This is a genomic window from Brevibacterium sp. FAM 24630, assembly GCF_049804075.1.
Lineage (GTDB): Bacteria > Actinomycetota > Actinomycetes > Actinomycetales > Brevibacteriaceae > Brevibacterium.
Map to the genome: position 1 here is coordinate 1 of NZ_JBNBZD010000027.1, position 16,449 is coordinate 16,449.

Here is a 16,449-nt window from a genome sequence, read left to right on the forward strand (position 1 = left end):
ACCACCCAGTCCCGCCGGCATTGCCCACCACAGCCTGGATCAACCCGCCCGACCAGGACGAGAAGACCCCGCCAGCAAACTCAACGACGAAGCTCAGCAAGTGACCCAAAAAGGTTGACAGGTTCCGCGGCGAGCATGTCGATCCGCGCGTCTGCGTCGGCGAGGACCCGAGCCGACGCTCATGCACCGTACCCGCCGAGTCGGTTCTGGCCGAGACCAATCCCGCTGCGGATGTCTTCGATACCGACAGCTTCATCCATCTCGACCTGAGCGAATCACTCATCCAAGACGGTCACGTGCAACCCGTGATCGGAAACGTCCTGGTCTTCCGTGACTGGAACCATCTGACCCATCAATATGTGCGCACTCTGGCCGCGGAGGTAGAACGGCAGATGTTCTCGGACGCCGCCGGTTCATAGCCGACCACACCGCACGCTGAGCCTGCGGTCAGCTGCGTCCGGCCATCTCGCAGGTCCACCCCTCAGGGATGTCCGGGTTCGCCAGAGTCTCGAGAATCTCTGCGCCGAGATCTTCGGTGAGCAGATCGTCGCCAACCGGGTAGAGGATCTTCTCCTCCTTCTCATTGTGCGCTTCGAGTCCGTCTTCGAGGGACTTCCAGACCGGGGCGATCTCGGCCTTGTCGGCACCCGCATCCAGCTTGGCTGCGATCTCATCCATCCGATCCCACAGCTCACCATGCTCACGGAGCATGACGAAGACCGGCCCCATGAGTCCTCCGGCCTTCATCGCCGGAAAGTGCAGAACCTCTTCGACATAGATGTGGTGGCGCAGCCCGGCGGCGCCCGTGTTGAAAGCCTCGATGTCGAGCGGCCCATCCGCCGACAACGTCCGCGCGAAGGTCTCGAAATATCCGTCGATGCGATGGTGGTCACGCTCAAGGACCTCGCCGACGCTGAGTCGTCCGCTCTCCCCTGTTCCCGAGCCTGTCATGGTGTGCAACTCCTTCGACTGTCGATGCGAGGAACTCGTCCCCGTCTGTCGATTGTGCCACTTCCGCCGAGGCGTCGGGTGAGCAGAGAAAGAGCGGCCCACCCGAGCCGGATTGCTCGAATGGGCCGCTTCAGTTCTCAGAACTCAGCGGTCTCAGAAGTCCCAGTCGTCGTCTTCGGTGTTCTCGGCCTTGCCGATGACGTAGGACGAACCGGAACCGGAGAAGAAATCGTGGTTCTCATCGCTGCCGGGTGAGAGCGCCGCCAGGATGGCCGGGTTGACCTTCGTGACCTCCTTGGGGAACATCGCCTCGTAGCCGAGGTTCATCAGCGCCTTGTTCGCGTTGTAGTGGAGGAACATCTTGCAGTCCTCGGCCAGTCCCACCGAATCGTAGATGTCGTGGGTGTAGGCGACCTCGTTCTCGTAGAGCTCGAACATGAGATTCATCGTGTAGTCCTTGAGCTCGGCCTTGCGCTCTTCGGACTGCGACTCCAAGCCCTTCTGGTACTTGTAGCCGATGTAATAGCCGTGCACGGCCTCATCGCGGATGATCAGACGGATGAGGTCAGCGGTGTTCGTCAGCTTCGCATGTGCCGACCAGTACATGGGCAGGTAGAAGCCGGAGTAGAAGAGGAACGACTCGAGCAGCGTCGAAGCGACCTTGCGCTTGAGCGGATCGTCACCTCGGTAGTAGCTGAGGATGATGTCAGCCTTCGACTGCAGGTAGGTGTTCTCTCGCGACCAGCGGAACGCCTCGTCGATCTCCTTCGTCGAGCACAGTGTGGAGAAGATCGAGGAGTAGGACTTCGCGTGCACGCTCTCCATGAACGCGATGTTCGTGAGCACTGCCTCTTCGTGCGGGGTGACAGCGTCGGGAATGAGCGAGATCGCGCCGACCGTGCCCTGAATCGTGTCGAGCAGCGTCAGTCCCGTGAACACGCGCATCGTCAGCGTCTTCTCGTCATCGGTCAGCGTCGCCCACGAGGGGATGTCGTTGCTCAGCGGCACCTTCTCCGGCAGCCAGAAATTTCCGGTCAGGCGATCCCACACCTCGTCGTCGATCGGATCGACGACGCGGTTCCAGTTGATGGCGTCGACGTGCGAGGCCAGAGTCAGATTCTCCAACGCTATCTCTCTTCCCAAAAAGTCTTGTTCTGCAAAAATCACGAAGTGGTCTTCGTGCTGAGTTTCAGCGGTCTGCTCGGCAGACGGATGTCCGCTGTGCAGGGCCCCTGCAGCAGCGGCCCTGCACAAAGCCGGCGGACCGATTCACATCGGTCCGCCGTGCCAGTGGATCAGAGCATGCAGGAGACGCAGCCTTCGACCTCCGTGCCCTGCAGAGCGAGCTGCCGGAGCCGGATGTAGTAGATGGTCTTGATGCCCTTGCGCCAGGCGTAGATCTGCGCCTTGTTGATATCACGAGTGGTGGCGGTGTCCATGAAGAACAGAGTCAGCGACAGTCCCTGATCCACGTGCTTCGTGGCCTCGGCGTAGGTGTCGATGATCTTCTCGTAGCCGATCTCGTAAGCATCCTGGTAGTACTCGAGGTTGTCGTTGTCCATGAAGGGTGCCGGGTAGTACACGCGCCCGACCTTGCCTTCCTTGCGGATTTCGATCTTCGAGGCCACCGGGTGGATCGACGAGGTCGAGTTGTTGATGTAGGAGATCGAACCCGTCGGAGGCACGGCCTGCAGGTTCTGGTTGTAGATGCCGTGCTCGGCGACCTGGGCCTTGAGCTCGCGCCAGTCCTCCTGGGTCGGGATGTGCACACCCGCCTCGTCGAAGAGCTCCTTGACGCGTGTGGTCCGCGGCTGCCACACCTCATCGGTGTACTTGTCGAAGTATTCGCCGGTGGCGTACTTCGAACGTTCGAAGCCGGCGAAGGTCGCGCCGCGCTCCTTCGCAATCTCCATCGACGCCCGTACACAGTGGTAGGCGACGGTGTAGAAGTACATGTTCGTGAAGTCCAGACCCTCATCGGAGCCGTAGTAGACGTGCTCACGGGCGAGGTAGCCGTGCAGGTTCATCTGGCCCAGGCCGATGGCGTGCGACATGTCGTTGCCGCGCGCGATCGACGGCACGGACTGGATGTCCGAGGTCTCGGCGACTGCGGTGAGGCCGCGGATCGCGGTCTCGATGGTCTGACCGAAGTTCTCCGAATCCATCGTCAGCGCGATGTTGAGCGAACCGAGGTTGCAGGAGATGTCCTTGCCGACCACGTCGTAGCCGAGATCATCGTCGTACTTGCTGGGCTCGGAAACCTGGAGGATCTCCGAGCACAGGTTGGACATGATGATCTTGCCGTCGATCGGATTCGCCTTGTTGACGGTGTCCTCGAACATGACGTACGGGTACCCGGACTCGAACTGGATCTCGGCGAGAGTCTGGAAGAATTCGCGCGCTTTGATCTTCTTCTTCTTGATCGCCGCGTTGTCGACCAGCTCCGTGTACTTCTCAGTGACATTGATGTCGGAGAAGGGCACACCGTAGACGCGCTCGACGTCGTAGGGGCTGAAGAGGTACATGTCCTCATTGCGCTTGGCCAATTCGAAGGTGATGTCGGGGATCACGACGCCCAGGGACAGAGTCTTGATCCGGATCTTCTCATCGGCGTTCTCGCGCTTGGTGTCGAGGAACTTGTAGATGTCGGGGTGGTGGGCGTGGAGGTACACGGCACCGGCGCCCTGTCGGGCTCCGAGCTGGTTGGCGTAGGAGAACGAGTCCTCGAGCAGCTTCATGACCGGAATGACGCCGGAGGACTGGTTCTCGATCTTCTTGATCGGGGCTCCGGACTCACGGATGTTCGTCAGGGCGAAGGCCACACCACCGCCGCGCTTGGACAGCTGCAGAGCGGAGTTGATGGAGCGGCCGATCGACTCCATGTTGTCTTCGATGCGCAGCAGGAAGCAGGAGACGAGCTCGCCGCGCTGGCGCTTGCCGGCATTGAGGAAGGTCGGGGTGGCCGGCTGGAAGCGGCCGCTGATGATCTCGTCGACGAGCTGGGTCGCCAGCGTCTCATCGCCACGGGCGAGGAAGAGAGCGACCATGACGACGCGATCCTCGAAGCGCTCGAGGTAACGCTTGCCGTCGAAGGTCTTCAGCGTGTACGAGGTGTAGAACTTGAAAGCTCCGAGGAAGGTCTGGAAGCGGAACTTGTGATCGTAGGCCCGCTTCGACAGGTTCTCGATGAACTCGAAAGAGTACTGTTCGAGGACTTCGGGTTCGTAGTAGTCCTTCTCGACGAGGTAGTCGAGCTTCTCCTTGAGGTCATGGAAGAAGACGGTGTTGTTGTTCACGTGCTGCAGGAAGTACTGCCGAGCAGCCTGCTTGTCACGTTCGAACTGAATCCGTCCGCTCTCGTCATACAGGTTCAGCATGGCGTTGAGCGCGTGGTAGTCCAGATCCGTCTCTTCGCGGATGATGTCCTCTACATTGCGGTCTTCAGCGAGCTCGCGCACAGTTTATCCAATCCTAGATTCACAGCGTCGACGTCCTCCTGAGTGCCCAGGAGTTCGACTCGATACATGAGGGGTACTTGACACTTTGCTGCGACCTTGTGGGCCGCGCGGCAATAGTCCTCGCCGAAGTTCGTGTTTCCGGCGCCGATGACTCCGACCAAATGGCGGCGGTTCTCTTCGACATTGAGGAATTTGATGACTTGCCTGGGAACAGCCCCGCGATTGCGACCGGCCCCGTAGGTGGGGGTGACGAGAACGAATGGCTCATCCACTCGAAGCGTCTCTTCCTTGGTCAACGTCGGCAACCGCACTGCCGGGTGCCGCAGCTTGCTGACGAAGCGGTGCGTGTACTCGGAGTTGGCAGAGAAGTAGACCAGAAGCATTTCAGGCCACGACGGAAGCGTTCTGCTCGCCGACGAGAGTGGCGATCTTGTCCGGTCGGAATCCCGACCAGTGATCGTTGTCGGTGACAACGACGGGGGCCTGCATGTAACCCATGGCCTTGACGACATCGAGGGCGTTCTCGTCGACGCTGAGATCGACCGACTTGTACTTCAGCCCTTTGGCATCGAGCGCACGGTAGGTTGCATTGCACTGGACACAAGCCGGCTTGGTGTACACGGTGATCATGACGACTCCTTCATTCTGCCTTGCGGCTCCGCGTTCTGGGTGGCGTGGCCGGCCTCTTCACCTGCCGATTCATGATGAAAATCACGAGGCGCAGGCTCAAGGGTGACCACTAGATGTTGTGTTCGGGTACGACCTTACCCCTATATCCAGTGTTACACCAGTGTGATTACGAGGTTCCACACCCTGTGACTTCACCGTCCACATTCGTCCACAGGCTGTGAACGACACCTATGTAGTTCGATGACCAGCGCGGACACTGGGAACAACGCTCGACAGCCGAATTCTCTTCCCGTTTTCCACTGCCGTTATCCACCGGTTTCCACAGGAAAAATTTTTGCCTGTGGGTGTGTCGCTGCTTCCTCGGCGATCGTCCGCACACGGTGGAGTGAGGCACCCGTCACGCAGTCGTGGAGGCCATGATCACACTGTTCTGCGCTCCTTGTTCCGCGCTTTCTCCTCAGCCTCCTCCCCTCGGTCCCCGCGACCGATTCCCAGCGGTCCCTTGTGGTCTCACCGACGGTACAGATCGGTCCTGACATGAGATCTTCGCAGGCGCCCCGTGCCGGGACGTGTGTCAGCACTGGAACGACTTCGGCTGTCTCTGTGTCAGGGCCAACCAATATGCTGGAGACCACACCGCACCGAATCGAGAGGCTCCAGGACTATGACGGCAACGGCACCGGCCAATACTCAGGAGATCGCGCACGCACAGTCGATCCTCAATGGCCTCGAGTCCTACCTCGACCATTTCGTCGTCGGCCAGCAGCGTCTGCGCGAGTCGCTGCTCATCGGACTCCTCTCCAGCGGACACCTGCTGCTCGAAAGCGTCCCGGGCCTGGCGAAGACCACCGCCGCCGCGGCATTGGCCAATGCGGTCGCCGGGAAGTTCTCCCGCATCCAATGCACTCCTGACCTGTTGCCGGCCGACATCATCGGTTCGCAGATCTACAACGCACATGAGGGCTCGTTCAACACCGTGCTCGGGCCGGTACATGCCAATATCGTCCTCCTCGACGAGATCAACAGATCCTCGGCGAAGACCCAGTCGGCGATGCTTGAGGCCATGCAGGAGAAGCAGACGACGATCGGCGGCAGACGCTTCGAACTCCCCCGTCCCTTCCTCGTCATGGCCACACAGAACCCGATCGAGCAGGAGGGCACCTACCAGCTGCCCGAAGCCCAGCTCGACCGGTTCATGATCAAGGACCTGCTCACTCACCCGAACCCCAACGAAGAGGTCGAGATCCTCTCTCGCCTCGATTCCGGCGTCTTCGACAAGGACTCGGTTCCCGAACCCGCCTGCACGCTCGACGATGTCACGACCATGCAGCGCTACGCCCGCACCATCTACATCGACCCCGCGATCACCCGATATCTCGTCGAACTCGTCCACGCCACCCGCAATACGGGCAAATACCTCGGCCGGTTCGCCCCGTTCATCGAGTACGGGGCCAGCCCGCGCGCCTCGATCGCCTTCACGAACGCCGGCCGGGCTCTGGCGATGCTCCGCGGCCGCAACTACGTCATTCCCGAAGACATCAAGGATCTTGCCCACCGCGTGCTCGCCCACCGCATCCAGCTGAACTTCGAAGCCGCCGCCGAGAACATCACGAGCGCCCAGATCGTCGATGCCCTTCTCATGGCCGTTCCCACTCCCTGATCGGCGCACGCCCATGACTGTTCTGCTCAATCGCATCAAGGCGCGGATGACCATCCACGCTCACCGGCGGACCCGACGCCTCCTCGACGGCGACTACTCCTCTGTCTTCCACGGTCACAGCCTCGACTTCGACGACCTGCGCGACTACATCCCCGGCGATGAGATCCGCGACATCGACTGGAAGGCCACGGCCCGCCACACCGAACCGCTGGTCAAACGCTATGTCGCCCACCGTCGGCACATCCTCGGCCTCGTCGTCGACACCTCCCGGAACTTCGACGCAGTGACCTCCGCCGGCACCGACAAGCGTCACCTGGCGATCCTCATGGCCGGCATGGTCGGCTACCTCGCCGTGCGGCACGGGGACGATGTCATGCTCATCCACGGCGGCGCCGACCGCACCACCGCCTCGCCCAAGAAGGGCAGCGAAGCCCACCTCGAACACCTGCTGCAGCAGATCCTCGCCGAATCCGGTACCGACTCCCCCGGGGCGATCAGCACGCAGCTGCAGTGGATCACCAGCCATATCAGTCACCGGATGCTGCTCGTCGTCATCTCCGATCAGGCACCGTTGGGTCCCGAGGAGGAAGCGACGATCCGTCGGCTGCGTGCCCAGCACGAGGTCCTGTGGATCACGGTCACCGACGCGGACCTCGCGGGCCTTCCGGCCGCCTCGGCGCCGTTCGACGTCGCCCGGCCCGATCACGGGCTGCCCACCTCGGTGATGCGGAAGCCGCAGGTGAGAGAGGAATTCGCCCTCGCCGAGGCGGCCCGCCGCCAACAGCGCAGCGACCTCCTCGCGAAGCTGGGCATCGCCCACACCGAGATCGACCACCCGAAGTCGGCCCTCGGCCGACTCCACACCCTTCTGCTGAGGCATCGCCGTGGGCCCCGCTGAACTCGTCGGACCGCTGCAGATCTCACCCGCGTGGTATGTCGCGGCGACGCTCGTGCTCCTCATCGTCCTCGGCAACTACTTCGCCCCGCTCTTCCGGCTCGCGGCCGGCGCCACGGGCGCATCCGGCCCGCGGGTCCCGATCCCCGTGCGCAGCACCTACCTCTCACGCATCGCCGCCGTCGAGACCGGGCTGAACGCGGAGCGCCCGGACGTCCGCGATGCGGCCAGGCAGCTGGCGAAGATCGTCCGCGAATTCGCTCACGACGCCTGGGGTGTCAAGGCCGAACATCTGACCTACCGGGATGCCGCAGTCGCCGGTCTCGACGACCTCGCAGCCTGCCTGCTCGGTCTCTACGAAGCGGAGTTCGCCGAGACCGAACCGGCCGACCTGGATGCACAGATCGCCGATGCCAGGAAGTTGGTGGCGCGATGGTCCTGATGTTCTGGTGGCTGGCCCTCATCCTGCTCGTTCTCGCGGTCGTCGCCGTGTACTGCTTGCGCCGCCCCAAAGCCACCGCCTCGTCGTTGGCCGTGGCACACAGCGGTCGGATGACGAGCCTGCCGAGTTTCCGGCGAGCGATGCGCACCCGCCTGACCATGACTGTCGCGTCCCTCGGCGTCATCGCCCTCACCGGTGTCTCTGCGCTGGCCGGAATCGCCCGACCGGCGTGGATCGAGACGGTCAATCCGGAGAAGAAGATGCGCGACGTCATGCTCTGCCTCGACGTGTCCGGATCCATGCTCGGCTACGACGCCGACCTGCTCGAGGCGTATCAGGAACTCGTCGACCGCTTCGACGGCGAACGCATCGGCATGACCGTCTTCAACGCCACAGCCGTCTCCGCGTTCCCACTCACCGACGACTACGACATGGTGGAGAACTTCCTCGCCGAAGCCGAGGACGGGTTCCGCACATGGGGGTCGGAAGGCACCGACTATTCGTGGTCGACCTCCCCACCGAACATCGGCGGCTCCTCGCTCATCGGCGACGGACTGGTCAGCTGCGTCGACAACTTCGACCGCAAGGACGAGGATCGTTCCCGCTCGATCATCTTCGCCACCGACAACATGCTCGCCGGCGATCCCCTGTTCGAGCTCAATGAAGCCGCCGATATCGCCGTCGAGGCCAAGGTGCGCGTCTACAGCCTGTCCCCGCCGTCGATCCTCACGACCACACAGACGAAGGAGCTGCGTTCCGTGTCCGATCGCACCGGCGGCAAGCAGTTCGACATGGGGTCGGCGTCGACCATCGACCGCATCGTCGAGGAGATCCAGAGCCAGGAGGCCGAGAACACTCCCGGCCGTTCGTACACGGTCGTCCATGACATGCCGGCGATCCCGCTCGGTCTCGCGGTCTTCGGCCTCGCCGGAGTCTTCGTGCTCGCGTGGAGGACTCGCTCATGATCTTCGATCCCGTGTTCTCCTGGTTCGGGTGGGGCTTCATCGTCCTCGCCCTCCTCACCGTGTGCCTCATCCCCGCCATCCGCGGCGATGGCCCACGGTGGAAGTGGTTCGCCCGCATGGGCATCGTTGCGGTCCTCGCCGTCGCTCTGGCCCGCCCGGGCATCCCGATCAAATCGTCGACCGAGGAATACGAGGCGCGGGCCGACGTCTACTTCGTCGTCGACACGACGACGTCGATGGCCGCCGAAGACTTCGCCGGAGACGGGACCCGCCTGTCAGGGGTGAAGAAGGACATGCTCGCCCTGGCCGATCAGTTCCCCGGCACCCGGCTGTCCATCATCACCTTCGCCTCGACCGCAGCGACCGTGATGCCGCTGACGACCGACCATGCGGCGTTCGCCTCCGCCGTCGATGTCCTCACCCCGGAGGCCTCTCTGAACTCGAAGGGCTCATCCATCACCGAGGCGGGTGAGGAACTCGAGAAGCGGATAAGCGCGAACGACGAGGACCGTCCCGAGAACAAGAACGTCGTGTTCTACTTCGGCGACGGCGAACAGACGACCACGCAGAGCCCCGACTCCTGGTCATCATTCGCCTCCCGCATCGACAGCGGAGCCGTCTTCGGCTACGGCACCTCAGCCGGTGGGAAGATGCGCGAATCCCAACCCTTCGGCTACGGATCGGGCATCGGCGAGCCCGGTGGCACCGATGACGAACCCGGCCTCGGCAGTGACGACGACTCCCCAGACGAAGGTGGGGCCGGCGATTACGTGCGCGACCGCAACGGCAACCCCGGCATCTCGAAGATCGATGAGTCGAACCTCAAGCGCATCGCCTCTGACCTCGGCGTCGACTACCACCACCGGGACGGCAAGGGGGCGATCTCCAGCATCTACACGGCCCCGAAGTACGACCAGGCGCTGGTGAAGAAGGACGGCCGCGTCACCGTCGACGAATACTTCTGGATCCCCCTCATCCTCGTGTTCGCCTGGATCGCCGTGGAGTTCGTCTTCGGCTTCCGCGAATATCTCCGGCTCAAAGCGATCACTCCACGCCGGCCTCGCCGAGGCGGCCCGCCCGGTCCCGGAGGCGTGCCCCACCAGCCCGGCCCAGGACAGTCAGGAGCCCCGCGATGAACCGCTTGGTGACCCTGTGGTCGCGGTTGCGCCGGATCACGAAGATCAACCTCATCCTCGGCACCGTCTTCGCCCTGGTCTTCGGCTATGTCGCGATGGCCACGTACTTCGGCTCCGCCTCCCAGGTCCGCTACACCTCGAATGACTTCCCCGGGGCGAAGAAGGCCGCGACCGCGTTCCTGCGCGTCAGCCCGATCCAACGCCACATCGGCTACTACAACCGAGGCACCGCCGAGGCGGCCGTCGGCGACTTCGACGCGGCGCAGACCGACCTCGAGTCCGCCCTGGAGATCGCTCCGACCTCCGCCGAATGCGCCGTGCGGATCAACCTTTCCTACGTCTACGAGAAGCAGGCCGATCAGATCGCCTCGCAGGACCCCGACCAATCACAGGAGCTCTACGACCGGTCGCTGAAGACGCTCGAGGAGGCCCCTGAGGAATGCCAGCCGGACAAGAGCGAAGAGAAGCAGAAGAACAAGCAGGCCAAGGAACGCGTCGAGGACAAGAAGAAGAGCGAAAAGGCCAAGGAAGACGGCACCGAAGACGATTCGCAGGACCAGGACTCACAGGACGAGGACTCGAAAGACAAACCCGAGGATGGCTCCTCATCCGAGGACGACGATGAACAGGACGAGAAGGAGCCCGACGACTCCGAAGGCAGATCAGAGCGCGAGAAGAAGCGAGAGGAGCTGGAGAAGCGCGGTGAGGATTCCGACCGTCAGCAGCGCCAGCAGGGCCCCGGAGGCAACGGCGGACGCTCGACACCGGAAAAGCCGTGGTGAGTCGCGACCCCGTCACACCGGTTCGTCGCTGACCGGCGAGGACCGTTCGCTTCGCCGGCCGACGCCTGTGACATCATGAATCCATGAACGCCGCAGACTCGACCCCCACCGCCTCAACGACACCTCGCCTCCGGGCCGTGCTGGAGACCTTCCCGCCCTATATCCCGGGCAAGCCTCCCCGCGAAGTCACCGGGTTGCAGCCGTTCAAACTCTCCTCCAACGAGAACTTCCTCGCTCCGCTGCCCGAGGTCCTCGACGCCATGGTCTCCCACGCGAAGGATCCCGCTCACTACCCCGACGACGCGGCGGTGGCACTGCGTGAGGGCCTGGCCGATCGCCTCGGCGTCGGACTCGACGAACTCGTCGTCACCACCGGTGCCTCCGAACTCCTCGTCGCTCTGACCCAGATCACGTCGGATGCGAACACCGAGGCGATCTATCCGTGGCCGTCGTTCGAGATGTACCCGCAGACGACCGGGCTCGCCGGTTCGGTCCGCCGCGAAGTGCCGCTGAGCGCCGACGGCCGCCACGACCTCGACGCGATGGCCGAAGCGATCACCGATCGCACCGGCCTCATCATCCTCTGCTCACCGAACAACCCGACGGGTCCGGTGCTGCGCGATGCCGAAGTCCGCGCGTTCCTCGATCGGGTGCCCGCACATGTCCTCGTCGCCCTCGACGAAGCCTATTGGGAGTTCGCCACCGTCCCCGACCGGGTGCGCGGCCTCGACCTCGTCAGGGACTATCCGAACCTCGTGCTGCTGCGCACCTTCTCCAAGGCCCATGGTCTGGCGGGGCTGCGCGTCGGCTACGCCGTGGCACACCCGCCGGTCATCGAGGGTCTGCGCAAAGCCGTCATCCCCTTCGGCGTGACCGACATGAGTCAGGCCGGCGCTCTCGAATCGCTGCGCCACTGGGACGCCGTGCTCGACCGAGCGGCGCAGATCGCCGATACTCGCGACGCCTTCGCCGACGCCCTGCGCGAGCAGGGGTGGGAGGTGCCCGAAGCGCAGGCGAATTATGTGTGGCTGCCGCTGGGCGAGAAGTCCGCGGCCTTCGAAGACGCCTGCGTCGAACAGGCCGTGGCGGTGCGCAACCTCGAGGCCGGCGTGCGCATCAGCATCGGCGAAGACGAAGCGCTGGCCCGCGTTCTCGAGATCGCCGAGAGATTCCGCGCCGAACACTTCGCTGAGGTTCGCTCAGAGTCTGCTGAGGTTGGCCCAGAGTCTGTGTAGCCGACCACCGTGCGCACCGGTTCGGGCCGTGGCAGCAGCGGTTGTCAGAGTTCGGCGAGTTCGAGCGCGATCGATACCGCCTGGACGGTCTCGGCGCGGGAGAGGTCGCGACCCAGCAGCTTCTCGACCTTCGCCATCCGAGCCCGAACCGTGTGCCGGTGGATTCCGAGTTCTGAGGCAACGGCCTCCTTCGCCCCGGCCGCAGCGATATAGGCTCGCAGCGTCTCCAGCAGCTCCTGCCCGCCCCGCGCCCGGATGAGTTCACCGAGCACCCGATCGACGAAACGGTCCGCGGCTTCTTCATCGACCGCCGACAGCAGTGCCTTGACTTCGGAGGCCTCGGCTTCGTGCTGAGTCCTCCATAGCATCCATGCGTGGTGGATCTGCCCCACAGGGATCCGCTTCTCTGCCAGAGGTTCGAGCCCGGCCACCTCGGCGGCCTTCGTCACGAGGTCGCTGAGCCCCAGGTCTCCGGCACCCGCGACCCCGAGGAGGGAACCCGCGCGGGTGAGCAGGGAGGCACCGACGATATCGGCGATGAGATGCTCAGCCGTGTCACCGCGAACCCCGCCGAAGAACCTCACGTCCATCGTCGCCACCGGCGCCGCACCCGTGACTCGCGTCCATTCGGCGCGCTTCTCCTCGGCACTCAACTCCGACTCGAACAGCCGTGAGTACCCGGTGAGGACCGGCAGGTCGCTCAACGTCATCGCCAACAGAGCAGCGGCGGTCGACAGCAGCAGGGCACGTGTCTTCGGAGAACCGGCCGCCTCGGCGGGGGTGAGGATCCATCCGAGAGGATGATCGCTGCCCAAGGGCACGGCCTCGATGATCCGCGAACCGGTGCGGATCAGACGAGGACTCAGCGTCGGAGTGAGGTACTCCTCGATGAGCGCCGCACGCACATCGTCTTCCGCATCCTCACCGGTCAGAGCCCTGCCCGTCGGCGAGACGAAACGCACCTCAGCGTCCAGGGTCTCGGCCAGGTCGGTCACCAGCGCGGCGGAACCCTGATGCGCCAGGGCATTGGCGAACCGACGGGCGGCGCTGCTCGCTCGGGTCAGCTCCCGGTTGGTCTCGGCTTCGCGCATACGGGTGAAGGCGTCGACGACGGCGACGAAGGGCACCGGCTCGGGCACGCCGAAGACGGCCAGGCCGACCGCCTCGGCGTGGGCGATGAGCGAGTCCGGCACCTCCTGCCACGGCAGATCGGAGCCGAGCCCGATGCCCAAGGCGTGCACCCCGACGGTCTTGAGCCGACGCACATAGTCCCCGACCGTGTCCGCCCCGAGATCCTGACCGACGCCGATCGTCAGCAGAACCTCTCCCCCGGCCAGCCATTCATCGACTTCGGGAAGCTCCGAGGAGTGAACGATCGTGACGTCCTGCACGGCAGCGGTCGGCGAATCGACGATGACGTCGAGGGCGAGTTCACTGCGCGACCACAGCTGTTCCAAGGTGACCATGCCTCCGATTCTATCCGCATTGGACAGGATCGATTTCAAACGCTCCGCCATGGATATCGGTGTTGCCTGGGCCACGTCCTAGGCTGAGGACAATGCATCCGACCCGCCCGGGTCGAATCCGCCCCACGACGAAGGAGAAGCCAGTGACGTCTCAACCGCTCGGCCCCGCCGACTACAGCAAGACACCCCGGTACGCCGGTCCCCCGACCTTCGGACTGCTGCCGCGCATCGACGAGGTCGAAGCGGCGCGCCCGGGCGAGAAGATCGACGTCAAGGTCATCGGCATCCCCTTCGACGCCGGTGTCAGCTACCGTCCCGGTGCCCGCTTCGGACCCGCACACATCCGTCAGTCCTCGAAGCTGCTGCGCCCCTACAACCAGGCCACGAACGTTCATCCCTTCACCTGGCAGCAGGTCGCCGACTGCGGTGACCTCGGCGTCAACCCCTTCGACATCGAAGAGGCCATCACCACGGTCGAGGCCAATGCCGACCAGATGCGCGCCGACGGAGCCAAACTGCTCACCCTCGGCGGTGACCACACCCTGGCCCTGCCCAACCTGCGCTCCCTGCACAAGACGCACGGGAAGATCGCCGTCCTCCACTTCGATGCCCACCTCGACACCTGGGACACGTACTTCGGTGCCCCCTATACGCACGGCACCCCATTCCGTCGTGCCAGCGAAGAGGGCCTGCTCGACCTCGAGTCCTGCATGCACATCGGCATCCGCGGACCCCTCTACGGGAAGAAGGACCTCGAAGACGACGAAGTGCTCGGCTTCCAGATCATCCGCAGCGACGAGTACCAGTTCACCTCCGTCCAGGACGTCGTCGCTCGGATGCGCAAACGCCTCGGTGATGCCCCCGTCTACCTCTCCGTCGACATCGACGTCCTCGATCCGGCCGCCGCACCGGGCACCGGCACCCCCGAGGCCGGAGGCATGACGAGCCGGGAGCTGCTCAACTCGATCCGCGGACTCCAGGGACTCAACGTCGTCGGCGCCGAGGTCGTCGAAGTCGCTCCCGCCTACGATCATGCCGAGATCACGGGCCTGGCCGCCGCCCACGTCGGCTACGAAGTGCTGTCGCTGTGGGCGGCAGAGAACAACGGCATCGCCGAGCCCACGGGCCCCGCCGGCGAAGCGCTCGGACAGTGACGATGGACCAGGGGCAGAACTTCCGCAACGGCGGTCGCGCAGTGGTCGCGACACTGGCCGCCCATGGTGTCGATACGATCTTCGGCATCCCCGGCACCCACAATCTCGAGTTCTACCGGCACCTGCCGGAGTTCGGGATCCGCGCCGTGACACCCCGCCACGAGCAGGGAGCCGGCTACGGTGCCGACGGGTACTTCCTCGTCTCGGGCAAACCCGGGGTCATCATCACGACCTCGGGTCCTGGCCTGACGAACGTCGTCACGGCGGCGGCGACCGCCTACGCCGAATCCCGCCCGATGCTCATCCTCTCCCCCGGTGTGCCCACCGGGTTCGAACGCGCCGATGTCGGGATGCTCCATGAGACGAAAGACTCGTCGGGGGCGCTCAACCGCCTCCTCGTGTCCTCCCAACGCACCCGCACGGCCGAGGGCGCGGCGCAGGCCGTCGCCGAGGCGTTCGCCATGTTCGACTCCGCCCGGCCCGGTCCCGTCCACATCGAGGTTCCCCTCGATGTGCTCGAGGGCGCGTGGAACGGCCACGTGCCGGTGCCCTTCTCCGGTCACCGTCCGGGACTCGATGAGCATGTCGTCGCCCGCGCCGCCGAGGCGATCCGTGCCTCCCAGCGTCCGCTCGTCATCGCAGGTGGCGGAGCCAGGCGTGCTCACGCTCAGGTGTGTGCCTTCGTCGAAGCCCTCGACGCTCCGGTGGCGACGACGGCCAACGGCAAGGGCATCCTGCCGGAGGAGCATCCGCTCTCACTCGGTTCGAACGTCCGCTTCCCCAGTGTGCAGGCCGAATCCGCTGCCGCCGATGTCCTCATCGTGTTCGGCTCGGAGCTGGCCGACTCCGACCTGTGGGGCGGAGCCATCGGCGCTCAGACCACGATCGGCGTCCGTGATGAAACGGCTGATCAGACCGTCATCCGCTGCGATATCGACCCCGACCAGCTCAACAAGAACCTGCCCGGAGACATCCTCGCCTGCGCGGATGCCTCGGAGTTCCTCACCGCGCTCCTGACCGCGCTCGGCCACGGGGAGGCTGCGGCCACCTCGGCGAGGGAATCCGGCGCCGACCGAGTCTCCCGGATCCGGGAGAGCTGGGGTGCCGATTTCGACTTCGCCACGATCGGGGCCCGGGTCACCCGCCTCGTCGAGGAGGGTGCGGGTCCGGGCGTCGTCATCGCCGGCGACTCCTCGCAGGTCACCTATGACGGGACGGTGCACGCGCTGACTGCGCGCACCCCTGACCAGCTGCTCTACATGCCCGGATTCGCCACCCTCGGGTACGGGATCCCTGCCGCGATCGGCGCGAAACTCGCCGATCGCACGCGTCCGGTCACCTGCATCCTCGGCGATGGCGCGGCGATGTTCTCGATCCAGGAGTTCATGACCGCGGCCGAGCTGGGCCTGGGCATCCCCTTCGTCATCGTCGACAACGGCGGGTACGCGGAGATCGAGGGACAGATGGTCGAGCGGGACATGGAACCGTTCGCCGTCCGCCTCGCCCGCCCCGACTTCGCCAAGCTCGGCGAATCCATGGGCGGGGCCGGAGTGAAGCTGGCCGAATCGGTCATCGACGAACAGCTTCCGACTGCCGTCGCCGAGGCGATCGAGCGCGATCTGCCCACCGTCATCCACATCACCGTCGGCTGCTGAGCCGGCCACCATCGAAGGAG

At 64.4% G+C, this 16,449-nt stretch carries 15 protein-coding genes; 9 read left to right on the forward strand and 6 right to left on the reverse strand.

The features are described 5' to 3' along the window. Window positions 1-447: 447 nt before the first annotated feature. From ACPUD7_RS15725 to nrdH, 5 genes are all read right to left on the reverse strand, one after another. On the reverse strand, window positions 448-951 hold the full coding sequence (locus tag ACPUD7_RS15725) for a hemerythrin domain-containing protein (RefSeq protein ID WP_425120428.1): 504 nt from the start codon (window positions 949-951) through the stop codon (window positions 448-450). Between the two features lie 153 nt (window positions 952-1,104). Beyond that, the gene (gene nrdF, locus ACPUD7_RS15730) at window positions 1,105-2,076 is read right to left on the reverse strand and encodes a class 1b ribonucleoside-diphosphate reductase subunit beta (protein ID WP_135541435.1); all 972 of its coding nucleotides are present in this window, start codon (window positions 2,074-2,076) and stop codon (window positions 1,105-1,107) included. A gap of 170 nt (window positions 2,077-2,246) precedes the next feature. Beyond that, window positions 2,247-4,373: a class 1b ribonucleoside-diphosphate reductase subunit alpha gene (nrdE, locus tag ACPUD7_RS15735; RefSeq protein WP_425120452.1), complete on the reverse strand. Its 2,127-nt coding sequence runs from the start codon at window positions 4,371-4,373 to the stop codon at window positions 2,247-2,249. Window positions 4,374-4,378: 5 nt separating this feature from the next. Continuing rightward, window positions 4,379-4,792, reverse strand: coding sequence for a class Ib ribonucleoside-diphosphate reductase assembly flavoprotein NrdI (gene nrdI / locus ACPUD7_RS15740; protein ID WP_135541439.1), 414 nt, complete (start codon window positions 4,790-4,792; stop codon window positions 4,379-4,381). Window position 4,793: 1 nt separating this feature from the next. Then, the gene (gene nrdH, locus ACPUD7_RS15745) at window positions 4,794-5,039 is read right to left on the reverse strand and encodes a glutaredoxin-like protein NrdH (protein WP_135541441.1); all 246 of its coding nucleotides are present in this window, start codon (window positions 5,037-5,039) and stop codon (window positions 4,794-4,796) included. 664 nt (window positions 5,040-5,703) lie between these two features. On the opposite strand from nrdH, the gene ACPUD7_RS15750 reads away from it, so the two are divergent. The 7 genes from ACPUD7_RS15750 to ACPUD7_RS15780 all read left to right on the forward strand — a co-directional run bounded on the left by ACPUD7_RS15750 (window position 5,704) and on the right by ACPUD7_RS15780 (window position 12,154). After that, entirely contained in the window at window positions 5,704-6,699 is a 996-nt protein-coding gene (locus ACPUD7_RS15750) for an AAA family ATPase (protein ID WP_135541443.1), read from the forward strand. A 13-nt stretch (window positions 6,700-6,712) separates the two neighbouring features. Then, on the forward strand, window positions 6,713-7,597 hold the full coding sequence (locus ACPUD7_RS15755; RefSeq protein ID WP_425120429.1) for a DUF58 domain-containing protein: 885 nt from the start codon (window positions 6,713-6,715) through the stop codon (window positions 7,595-7,597). Continuing rightward, a complete protein-coding gene (locus ACPUD7_RS15760) occupies window positions 7,584-8,036 on the forward strand; it encodes a hypothetical protein (protein ID WP_425120430.1) in 453 nt (150 codons plus the stop codon). Before ACPUD7_RS15755 ends, ACPUD7_RS15760 begins: the two co-directional genes overlap by 14 nt. After that, window positions 8,027-9,001 carry a vWA domain-containing protein gene (locus ACPUD7_RS15765; protein ID WP_425120431.1) on the forward strand — a complete coding sequence of 325 codons (975 nt, stop codon included), beginning with the start codon at window positions 8,027-8,029 and terminating at the stop codon, window positions 8,999-9,001. Before ACPUD7_RS15760 ends, ACPUD7_RS15765 begins: the two co-directional genes overlap by 10 nt. Then, a complete protein-coding gene (locus ACPUD7_RS15770; RefSeq protein ID WP_425120432.1) occupies window positions 8,998-10,137 on the forward strand; it encodes a vWA domain-containing protein in 1,140 nt (379 codons plus the stop codon). The genes ACPUD7_RS15765 and ACPUD7_RS15770 overlap by 4 nt, the downstream gene beginning before the upstream one ends. Continuing rightward, window positions 10,134-10,919 (forward strand): tetratricopeptide repeat protein, encoded by a 786-nt coding sequence (locus ACPUD7_RS15775; RefSeq protein WP_425120433.1) that lies wholly within the window; start codon window positions 10,134-10,136, stop codon window positions 10,917-10,919. Before ACPUD7_RS15770 ends, ACPUD7_RS15775 begins: the two co-directional genes overlap by 4 nt. 83 nt (window positions 10,920-11,002) lie before the next feature. After that, on the forward strand, window positions 11,003-12,154 hold the full coding sequence (locus tag ACPUD7_RS15780) for a histidinol-phosphate transaminase (protein WP_425120434.1): 1,152 nt from the start codon (window positions 11,003-11,005) through the stop codon (window positions 12,152-12,154). A gap of 44 nt (window positions 12,155-12,198) precedes the next feature. Here the strand turns inward: ACPUD7_RS15780 and ACPUD7_RS15785 are convergent, their stop codons facing one another. Then, the gene (locus ACPUD7_RS15785; protein ID WP_425120435.1) at window positions 12,199-13,620 is read right to left on the reverse strand and encodes a PucR family transcriptional regulator ligand-binding domain-containing protein; all 1,422 of its coding nucleotides are present in this window, start codon (window positions 13,618-13,620) and stop codon (window positions 12,199-12,201) included. A 143-nt stretch (window positions 13,621-13,763) separates the two neighbouring features. Here ACPUD7_RS15785 and speB point away from each other — a divergent pair, with 143 nt between their 5' ends. Continuing rightward, window positions 13,764-14,774 (forward strand): agmatinase, encoded by a 1,011-nt coding sequence (gene speB / locus ACPUD7_RS15790; RefSeq protein WP_135541459.1) that lies wholly within the window; start codon window positions 13,764-13,766, stop codon window positions 14,772-14,774. 2 nt (window positions 14,775-14,776) lie between these two features. Beyond that, complete coding sequence (locus tag ACPUD7_RS15795) at window positions 14,777-16,429, forward strand: thiamine pyrophosphate-binding protein (protein ID WP_425120453.1); 1,653 nt, start codon at window positions 14,777-14,779, stop codon at window positions 16,427-16,429. Window positions 16,430-16,449 lie beyond the last annotated feature (20 nt).

Excerpts from the sequence above, each read along its gene's own strand:
- ACPUD7_RS15770 (WP_425120432.1), top strand. The coding sequence starts at position 8,998 with ATGATCTTCGATCCCGTGTTCTCCTGGTTCGGGTGGGGCTTCATCGTC.
- ACPUD7_RS15775 (WP_425120433.1), top strand. The coding sequence starts at position 10,134 with ATGAACCGCTTGGTGACCCTGTGGTCGCGGTTGCGCCGGATCACGAAG.
- ACPUD7_RS15795 (WP_425120453.1), top strand. The coding sequence starts at position 14,777 with ATGGACCAGGGGCAGAACTTCCGCAACGGCGGTCGCGCAGTGGTCGCG.
- ACPUD7_RS15750 (WP_135541443.1), top strand. The coding sequence starts at position 5,704 with ATGACGGCAACGGCACCGGCCAATACTCAGGAGATCGCGCACGCACAG.
- ACPUD7_RS15755 (WP_425120429.1), top strand. The coding sequence starts at position 6,713 with ATGACTGTTCTGCTCAATCGCATCAAGGCGCGGATGACCATCCACGCT.
- nrdI (WP_135541439.1), bottom strand. The coding sequence starts at position 4,792 with ATGCTTCTGGTCTACTTCTCTGCCAACTCCGAGTACACGCACCGCTTC.
- ACPUD7_RS15785 (WP_425120435.1), bottom strand. The coding sequence starts at position 13,620 with ATGGTCACCTTGGAACAGCTGTGGTCGCGCAGTGAACTCGCCCTCGAC.
- nrdH (WP_135541441.1), bottom strand. The coding sequence starts at position 5,039 with ATGATCACCGTGTACACCAAGCCGGCTTGTGTCCAGTGCAATGCAACC.
- ACPUD7_RS15765 (WP_425120431.1), top strand. The coding sequence starts at position 8,027 with ATGGTCCTGATGTTCTGGTGGCTGGCCCTCATCCTGCTCGTTCTCGCG.
- ACPUD7_RS15725 (WP_425120428.1), bottom strand. The coding sequence starts at position 951 with ATGACAGGCTCGGGAACAGGGGAGAGCGGACGACTCAGCGTCGGCGAG.
- ACPUD7_RS15780 (WP_425120434.1), top strand. The coding sequence starts at position 11,003 with ATGAACGCCGCAGACTCGACCCCCACCGCCTCAACGACACCTCGCCTC.